The 8,350-nt window shown below is 64.9% G+C and carries 7 protein-coding genes and 1 pseudogene; 1 reads left to right on the top strand and 7 read right to left on the bottom strand.

What is annotated here, in order from left to right; genetic code table 11:
• Positions 1–285: pseudogene (locus FNA46_RS18310) on the top strand (tetratricopeptide repeat protein); the annotation flags it as partial.
• 39 nt (positions 286–324) lie between these two features.
• Here the strand turns inward: FNA46_RS18310 and FNA46_RS18305 are convergent.
• Genes FNA46_RS18305 through cpaB form a run of 7 tightly spaced genes read right to left on the bottom strand, consistent with a single transcriptional unit; the run spans position 325 to position 8,249 of the window.
• A complete protein-coding gene (locus FNA46_RS18305; protein WP_143126648.1) occupies positions 325–1,305 on the bottom strand; it encodes a type II secretion system F family protein in 981 nt (326 codons plus the stop codon).
• A 10-nt stretch (positions 1,306–1,315) separates the two neighbouring features.
• Positions 1,316–2,329, bottom strand: a complete 1,014-nt coding sequence (locus tag FNA46_RS18300) for a type II secretion system F family protein (RefSeq protein ID WP_143126647.1) — start codon at positions 2,327–2,329, stop codon at positions 1,316–1,318.
• Between the two features lie 13 nt (positions 2,330–2,342).
• The gene (locus tag FNA46_RS18295; RefSeq protein ID WP_143126646.1) at positions 2,343–3,830 is read right to left on the bottom strand and encodes a TadA family conjugal transfer-associated ATPase; all 1,488 of its coding nucleotides are present in this window, start codon (positions 3,828–3,830) and stop codon (positions 2,343–2,345) included.
• A gap of 37 nt (positions 3,831–3,867) precedes the next feature.
• Complete coding sequence (locus tag FNA46_RS18290; RefSeq protein ID WP_143126645.1) at positions 3,868–5,151, bottom strand: CtpF protein; 1,284 nt, start codon at positions 5,149–5,151, stop codon at positions 3,868–3,870.
• Between the two features lie 22 nt (positions 5,152–5,173).
• Positions 5,174–5,824: a CpaD family pilus assembly protein gene (locus tag FNA46_RS18285; RefSeq protein WP_246103175.1), complete on the bottom strand. Its 651-nt coding sequence runs from the start codon at positions 5,822–5,824 to the stop codon at positions 5,174–5,176.
• 14 nt (positions 5,825–5,838) lie between these two features.
• The gene (locus FNA46_RS18280) at positions 5,839–7,431 is read right to left on the bottom strand and encodes a type II and III secretion system protein family protein (protein WP_143126653.1); all 1,593 of its coding nucleotides are present in this window, start codon (positions 7,429–7,431) and stop codon (positions 5,839–5,841) included.
• Between the two features lie 5 nt (positions 7,432–7,436).
• Positions 7,437–8,249, bottom strand: coding sequence for a Flp pilus assembly protein CpaB (cpaB, locus tag FNA46_RS18275; RefSeq protein ID WP_143126643.1), 813 nt, complete (start codon positions 8,247–8,249; stop codon positions 7,437–7,439).
• Positions 8,250–8,350: the final 101 nt, after the last annotated feature.

Raw genomic sequence — 8,350 nt, 5'->3', positions numbered from 1 at the left:
CTCGGCATGTCCTATGTGCTGTCGGGCGATCTGCGCGCCGCCGAAACCTATCTGCGCACCGCGATCCAGCAGCCGGCGGCCGACAGCCGCGTTCGCCAGAACCTTGCGCTTGTCGTCGGCCTGCAGGGCCGCTTCGCCGAGGCGGAAGAGATTGCCCGCAAGGAGCTGACGCCGAGCCAGGCGGAGGCGAACGTGACCTATCTGCGCGGCATGCTGTCCCAGCAGAATGCCTGGGCCAGGCTTGCCGGCAAGGACGGCAAGGCGGCAAAACGCCAGATCGACTGAGCGAGCCGCTTCGTCTCCACCGGGAGGGCCTGCGCCTGATCAGAAGCGGGAGGCGACCTGAATGCCGGCGGGCCCGAGAATCACCGCGATGAGCACCGGCAGGAAGAACAGGATCATCGGCACGGTGAGTTTTGGCGGCAAAGCAGCGGCCTTCTTCTCGGCCGCATTCATCCGCTCGTCGCGCCCCTCCTGCGCCAGAACCCTCAGTGCCTGGGCAATCGGCGTGCCGTAACGGTCAGCCTGGATCAGCGCCGTGGTGACGGACTTGACGATATCCAGCTGGGTGCGGATGGCAAGGTTGTCGAGTGCCTGCCGCCGGTCGGGCAGGAAGGACAGTTCCGCCGTGGTCAGCACCATTTCTTCCGCCAGTTCAGGCGATTGCGGGGCAAGCTCCTCCGCCACCCGGCGCATGGCCGCTTCCAGCGAAATACCCGATTCGACGCAGATCAGCATCAGGTCCAGCGCATCCGGCCAGGCCCGCTTGATCGAGGCCTGCCGCTTGGTGACGCGGTTGCTGACATAGATGTTCGGCGCATAGAAGCCGGCATAGGCGGCAAGGATGGTGGCGAAGAGCCGCATGGGCAGCGGCCGGGTGGCAAGATTGCCGAACCCGAAGATCCACACGGCCGCCAGCGTGAGGCAGACGAAGGGCAGCACGAAGCGGCAGACGAGGAAGATGTTCAGCGCATTCTGGGAGCGCAGGCCCGCCGCCTTCAGCCGGTTGACCGTCTTGTCGTCCACCAGCGCTGAATAGAGATTGAAGCGTTCGACGATCTGGCGGACCGACTGGTTGTTCTGCGCCCGAAGCGAGGCGCGGCTGTGCTCGGCATTGAGGCGTGCGCGCTCGCGGGCCCGCATCTGTTCGCGCTCGGAGGAAACCGCCTTCATCCGCTTCTTCAGCGCATCGCCCTCCAGAAGCGGCAGGACAAGCGTTGAAAGCGTGGCAAACACGGCGACCGCGACGAGGATCGCCACCAGCAGGCCGGGATCGTTCAGTTTCGCGACCAGTGTCTCGATCATGCCGCCGCCCTCAGATCTCGAAATTGATCATGTTGCGCATCACGAAAATGCCGATCGACATCCACACGCCGGAAAACAGCAGGATCATGTGGCCGCGCGGATCGGTGAACAGCACCGCGAGATAATGCGGCGAGGTGAGATAGACGAGCAGCGCCACGATGAAGGGCAGCGCACCGATGATGGCGGCCGAGGCCTTGGCTTCCATGGACAGCGCCTGCACCTTGGCCTTCATCCGCCGCCGCTCGCGCAGCACCTTGGCGAGATTGCCGATCGCTTCCGACAGATTGCCGCCCGCCTGCGCCTGGATCGCGATGACAATGGAAAAGAAGTTCACCTCCGGCAGCGGCATGGTGAGGATCATGCGCCCACAGGCATCCGGCAGGCTGAGCCCCACCTGCTGGCCTTCGACCACCCGGCGAAATTCGCTGCGGACCGGCTCCTGCCCGTCGCTGGCGATCAGCCGCATGGCATCGTTGAGCGGCAGGCCGGAGCGGATCGAGCGGGTGATGAGGTCGAGCGCGTTCGGAAACTCCTCGAGAAATTTCTCCTGCCGGCGCCGGATGAGAGCGCCAAGCCCCCAGCGCGGCAGGCCGGCGGCGGCGACGAAACCGGCACCGGCAATGGCATAAAGCGGCAGGCCGGCCATCAGAGCGAGCAGCGAGACAAGGAGACCGAGGCCGGCACTCAGGAGATGGAAGCGCGCGGGCGACAGCGACAGGCCGGACCGGGACAGCTTTGCCTTCAGGCTCTGGTCGCCGATCTTCTTCGACTGCTCCTGCTGCTTCTTCTCCAGCGCCTTCAGCGAATCCTGCAGGGATTTTCGGCGCTTGGAAATTTCCTGCACGCGGTCGCGCGCGGCCTTCACCTTGCCGCGGTCGGTCTCGGCGGCCTTGACGCGGATGACGCGGCTTTCCGTCTTGCGCTCCGCCTCCAGCCGGGAAAACAGGAAGACATAGGCAAGCCCCCCGGCGGAAATCGCAATGAGGGCCACGAGCGCAAGGACCGTCAGATCGAGACCGAACATGTCATCCCCTCCCTCAATTGCTCAGCTTTTCCATCTGGTCGAGGGCGGTGGCGAGGCGCCGGTCCTCGTTGTAGTAGCGGGCCCGCTCCCAGAAATGCGGCTTGACGATGCCGGTGGAGAGATGGCGGCCGATCAGCCGGCCGGCGGCATCCTCGCCCTCGATCTCGTAACGCATGAGATCCTGGGTGATGATCACGTCGCCTTCCATGCCGACAACCTCCGTCACATGGGTGATGCGGCGCGAACCGTCGCGCAGGCGAGCAGCCTGGATGATGACGTCGATCGAACCGGCGATCATCTCGCGCACGGTGCGGGCCGGCAGCGAGAAGCCGCCCATGGCGATCATCGATTCCATGCGGCTGAGGCATTCGCGCGGCGTATTGGCGTGGATCGTCCCCATCGAACCGTCATGGCCGGTGTTCATCGCCTGCAGCAGGTCGAACACTTCGGGGCCGCGCACTTCGCCGACGATGATCCGCTCGGGGCGCATGCGCAGACAGTTTTTCACGAGATCGCGCATGGTCACCTCCCCTTCGCCCTCGATATTGGGCGGGCGGGTTTCGAGGCGCACCACATGCGGCTGCTGCAACTGCAGTTCGGCGGTGTCCTCGCAGGTGATGACACGCTCGTCGAGATCGATATAGCGCGTCAGGCAATTGAGCAGCGTCGTCTTGCCGGAGCCGGTGCCGCCGGAAATGACCACATTGCACCGCACGCGGCCGATGATCTGCAGAAGTGTGGCACCTTCGGGGCTGATCGCGCCGAAGCGCACCAGCTGTTCGAGCGTCAGCTTGTCGCGCTTGAACTTGCGGATCGTCAGCGCCGGGCCATCGAGCGCGAGCGGCGGGGCAATGACGTTGACGCGGGAGCCATCCGGCAGGCGCGCATCGCAGATCGGACTCGATTCGTCGACGCGGCGGCCCACCTGGCTGACGATGCGCTGGCACACCGACAGAAGCTGCGCATTGTCGCGGAAGCGCACATCCGACTCGATGGTCTTGCCGCCCACTTCGATGAAGGTCTGCCCCGCGCCGTTGACCATGATGTCGGCGATATCGTCACGCGCCAGCAGCGGCTCCAGCGGGCCATAACCCAGAACGTCGTTGCAGATATCCTCGAGCAGTTCCTCCTGCTCGGAAATCGACATGGCGAAATTCTTGATGGTGATGATGTCGTTGACGATGTCGCGGATTTCCTCGCGCGCGCTTTCGGCATCGAGCCTCGCGAGCTGCGACAGGTCGATCGTATCGATGAGCGCGGAGAATACCTCGCCCTTGGTGTCGTAATAGGCTTCTGTGCGGGTCTGGCGGCGGCGCGGGGCGGCAGAGGGCGCGACGGGCGGCGACGGGATCTGCGGGCGGACCGCGCCGGAACCGACCTCGATCAGGATCTCCGGCAGAAGCGGCTGCGGCGTCACAGGCGCGGCCGGGCTCACAGGTGCTGCCGAGGGTGCGCCCCTGCCCGTCTTTGCGACCCCATCCTGTCCGCGTCTGCCAAACATGCCGTCGTTCCGTTTCCTGTCCAGTGCCTGCCGGCGCTTACGTGCCGCGCAAAAGATCCAGCATGCGCGCAAGCCCGCCCTTGCGGCTCTTCTTCACCGAGGCGCGACCGGTCAGCGCATGCGACAGCTGCGAGAAGATTTCCGCCGTCGGGCATTTCGCATCGATCTCGGAGATCATCCGTCCGCTGTTGGAGGCATTGCCGAACAGCTGCACGTCGAAGGGAATGATCGCCAGCGGCTCCAGCTCCAGCGGCTCGACGAATTCGGCGGGCGCGATTTCCGGCCGCTTCGGCATGCCGACCTGATTGAGGATGAGATGCGGCGGCCGGTCGTTGGGCCGCAGCTTCTTCAGCGCGTCGATCTGGTTCTTGGCATTGCGCAGGTTGGGCAGGTCCGGCACGGCGGTGATGACCACCTCGTCGACATCCGCGAGCACGCTGCGCGTCCATTCCGACCAGGCATGCGGCAGGTCGATGACGGAGATGGGGGCGCTGCGCTGCAGCACATCGATCAGCGGCTGGAAGGCCGTGGCGTCAAAATCATAGGCGCGATCCAGCATCGAGGGGGCGGCCAGCAGCGACAGGTGCTCGGAACACTTGGTCAGCAGACGGTCGAGGAACACCTCGTCCAGCCGCTCCGGCGCGTAAACCGCCTCGGCAATGCCCTGCGCAGGATCCTGGTCGAAGTCGATATTGGCGGTGCCATAGGCAAGGTCGAAATCGGCCAGGATCGTTTCGGTGGCAAACAGCGAGGATATGCCGAAGGCGCAGTTGTGGGCGATGGTGGAGGAGCCGACGCCGCCCTTCGCCCCGATGAAGGCGATGGAGCGACCGAGCGGCTCGGCATCCGGATCGACGAAGATCGTGGCAATCGCCGCCAGCAGGTCCGGCATCTGCACCGGCGTAACGAGATAGTCGGAGATGCCGTTGCGCACCAGTTCGCGATAGAGCGTGATGTCGTTGTGGCAACCGATGATGATGACGCGGGTGGAGGAATCACAAACCTCGGCCAGCGGCGCAAGCTCCGCCAGAAGGTCGGCGGGTCTGGCCTGCGTCTCCAGAATGATAAGGTTCGGCGTGGGGGCCGCGGCAAACATGTTGGCGGCGGCCTGCGTGCTGCCGCTCGTCACGCGCATGTTGACCTTGGCCATGCGACGATCTTGTCCCAGCCGTTCCATCACCCGCTGCAATGCCTCGCTTTCGCAAAAGGCATGCACCGAAATGCGCGGCAGCGGACGCAGCTGGTCGAGATCGCCGGCGCGAAGGGTGTCCGGCTCCTCGGGCTGGTCGCTCAGGCGAATGTCGTAGTCCACGGCGCTCATGGGGTGTCTGTCCTTCGCCACATCAATCCGAACTCGTATCCTTGCCGGACCGGTAATTGCCGATGACGGTGGAGCGGCGCGCCGCATCGATCGGGGTGGCGCCGCGCGGCCCCAGCAGATCGCCGGGATTGTCGAGCTGGGCGGCCAGGTTGTTCTGTGTGGCGCAGCCGAAATTGTACCAGTTGCGGTTTCCGCCCGTATCGTTGGCAAGATCCTCCGGCCATTCGCCGCAGGCGGCGGTGACGGCCCGTGTTGCCGTGAAGGACAGTCGCACCGGGGCTGCATCTCCCACCGCACCTGCCGCATAACCGGTGAAGACGATTGCCCGCGCAGGAACGCCTGCAGTGGTCAGGGTGGCACGGATCTCGTTCGAAAGCCGCGCGGCGGCCGGCGCATTGGGCGAACCATGCGGCAGCTGCACCAGAACATGCCCGGCCGACGAGGCGAGGTAGCTCTGCACGAACCCCCGCAGCGTCTCGCGCATGCCGGTGGTAAGCCGCATGTCATTGGGGCCGACCGGAATGTCGAGTGCGTTCTGTGCCTCGGTCAGCACCACCGGATGGCGCTGGCGATAATCCATCGGAATGGAGCCGGTGGTCAGGCTGCGGTCGGCGCAGCCGGCAATCAGCGTCATGGCGATCAGCAGGGCGGCAGCGGAGGATGTGCGGATCATTGTCCTTGCGCCTCTCATTTGTAGATGAAGCCCACGGCGCCGTGATAGCGGCCGCTCGCCGCCTGTTCCTTGCGCCCGTAAAGCTGGTTGACGCGGTTCATGAAGAAGGTCGGGCCATCGGCCTCCGGATTGAAGTTGTCGTCCGGACGGGCCAGCTGGTTGCGAGCCACCGGCCGCACGAGATAGGGGGTGGCGATGATGACGAGTTCCGTCTCGTTGCGGATGAAATCCTTGCTGCGGAACAGCGTGCCGAACACGGGCACCTTGGAGATACCGGGAAGCCCCGACATGGCCTGGCGCACATTGTCCTGCACGAGACCGGCAATCACGATCGAGCCGCCGGAGGGAAGTTCCACCGTGGTGGAGGCCTCGCGCTTGCGCAGCGACAGATAGGTGGAGCCGGGCACGGCATTGGAGGTGCCGTTGCCGGTGGCGATCGAGCCTTCATAGGTCGGCTCCGACACATTGGTCTCGATCTTCAGGCTGATGCGGCCGGCCGACAGCACCACCGGGCGAAAATTCAGCTCGACGCCGTAATCCACCGTCTCCACCGTGCGGCTGACGGTGGTCTTGTTGTTGTCGTCGATATCGACATCCTGCTGGCCGGCAAGCCGGTATTCGCCGCCCACGTAGAACTTCGCCTGCTCGCCGGAGATCGCGGTGAGGCTGGGTTCGGCCAGCGTGCGCATCACGCCCGCCTGCTCCATGGCATTGACATAGGTGGCGATACTGGTTGTGCCGATCTTGCCCACCACGCCGCCGACGCCGCCGACATCGATGGCATTGCCGAGATTGGCCGGATTGGCGAAGGAAATGCCGCCATTGGCCTTGCTGCCGGTGGTGCTGACCGAACCGTTGAAGCCGAGCTGTTTCAGCACCTGCCGGCTGACCTCGGCGACGGTGACCTTCAGCGTGACCTGATCCTCGCCCTCGATCTTCAGCAGGTTGACGATCTGCGAGACCTGCCGGTCTTCGGCAAAGATCGCCACGTCGCCGTTCTGCGCCGTGCTGGCGGCCGTCTGGTTGCGGGTGGTCGCCTCACCGCCCTTCAGGAAGGCGCTGGCGAGCTTTTCCGCCTGCAGCGCATCCTGCGGCGTGCGCACCGAGCCGGTCAGCACGATGTTGTCGGAGATGATCTCCACCTTGATGTCGGATTCGGGCAGGAAGCGGCGCAAGTTCTGCTGCAGGCCGGCGATGTCGCGCTCGATCTCCAGGTCGAGACTGACGATTTCCTCGCCGCCGGCGCCGAAGATGAAGATGTTGGTCTGGCCGACCGCCTTGCCGAACAGATAGATGCGCCGCGAGGTGCGGGTCACGGCATCGGCAATCGAGGGATCGGCGACCAGAATGTCGTGCGCATCCGTCGGCAGGTCCACCACCAGCGCCTTGTTGAGGCCGAGATGCAGGCGCTTGCGCACGCCCCGCCCGGCTTCCGTGATGCGGATGAGGCTCTGTTCCTCGGCACGAGCGGCACCGGCACCGAAACCCGGGCCGGGCGAAGCCGGCACGAACCCGGCAAGAATGAGGGCAAGGGTGACAACAAGACTGATGCGGCCGCGTCTGCGCGGACCGCCTGTGGCGAAGGGCGTGCCGGTGGTGAAGGACATGGCGCTCATCGCTGCTCCGTGCGTGCAATGCTGCCGGTCACGATGGTCCCGGACTTGATGACCTGGACGGCCGACTTGTCGTCACTGCCCGAGAGCAGATAGGCGGCCGCGCTGTCATCGGCCTCCTGCGCATCGGCGACGGAGCGCAGCGCCAGCGTCAGCCGGTCGGCCATCTGCTGGGCCGCCGCAAGAACCCGAGCCTGATCCGGAGACAATTCCAGCGTTGCCGTGGTGCCAAGCACGGACTTGCTGCCATCCTGCTTTTCCTCGACCTGTTGGTCGATGGCGAGGACGCGGATGTTGGTGAGCACCGCCTCGGAGAGATAGCGTCCCTCGGCATTCTTGCGCACCATGATGACGTCCACCCGGTCGTTCGGCAGCACGAAGCCACCGGCACCCGTGGCGACCGAGATTTCCGTAGCAACCGCCCGCTTGCCGGCCGGCAGGAGGGAAGACATGATCCGGTTGGAGGAATCGGCGACCTTTTCTCCGCGGATCGGTTCGCCGGCAAAGATCGGCAGGCGCACCACGAGCCCTTCCAGCTTCGCCAGGGCATCGGGCTGCGCGGTGTCGGTGATGAAGCCATCCGCCACGCCACCCGCCGGCCAGGCCATCCAGCGAATCGAATTGCGACCGATGCGGGCACCAACCGGAAGGTTGTCGGCGGAGACCAGCACATTGACAGTCGGTTCGCGGCGGATCACCTCCCGCGCCTGCTCGACCACCGTTTTCTGGCCGGCCAGACGCATGGCAAGCACGCCGGCAAGGCCGGCCGCCACGACGGCAACGGCGAGGATGATCAGACGCGCGGGTTTCATGACGAGACCTTGGGGAACTTCGAATATGTTCCCGAAGGATGTCGCTGATTGGTGTAATTAAGGTTAATGACTGCCTTAGGGAAATGGTTAATTCCCGCTAA

Origin of the sequence: Affinirhizobium straminoryzae, from assembly GCF_007004135.1 — a bacterium.
Classification (GTDB): Bacteria; Pseudomonadota; Alphaproteobacteria; order Rhizobiales; family Rhizobiaceae; genus Neorhizobium; species Neorhizobium straminoryzae.
This window is presented reverse-complemented; position numbering and strand designations above follow the sequence as displayed.

What these genes read in the sequence shown, in the direction of transcription:
- FNA46_RS18305 (WP_143126648.1), bottom strand. Translation starts at nt 1,305, where the DNA reads ATGATCGAGACACTGGTCGCGAAACTGAACGATCCCGGCCTGCTGGTG.
- FNA46_RS18300 (WP_143126647.1), bottom strand. Translation starts at nt 2,329, where the DNA reads ATGTTCGGTCTCGATCTGACGGTCCTTGCGCTCGTGGCCCTCATTGCG.
- FNA46_RS18295 (WP_143126646.1), bottom strand. Translation starts at nt 3,830, where the DNA reads ATGTTTGGCAGACGCGGACAGGATGGGGTCGCAAAGACGGGCAGGGGC.
- FNA46_RS18290 (WP_143126645.1), bottom strand. Translation starts at nt 5,151, where the DNA reads ATGAGCGCCGTGGACTACGACATTCGCCTGAGCGACCAGCCCGAGGAG.
- FNA46_RS18285 (WP_246103175.1), bottom strand. Translation starts at nt 5,824, where the DNA reads ATGATCCGCACATCCTCCGCTGCCGCCCTGCTGATCGCCATGACGCTG.
- FNA46_RS18280 (WP_143126653.1), bottom strand. Translation starts at nt 7,431, where the DNA reads ATGTCCTTCACCACCGGCACGCCCTTCGCCACAGGCGGTCCGCGCAGA.
- cpaB (WP_143126643.1), bottom strand. Translation starts at nt 8,249, where the DNA reads ATGAAACCCGCGCGTCTGATCATCCTCGCCGTTGCCGTCGTGGCGGCC.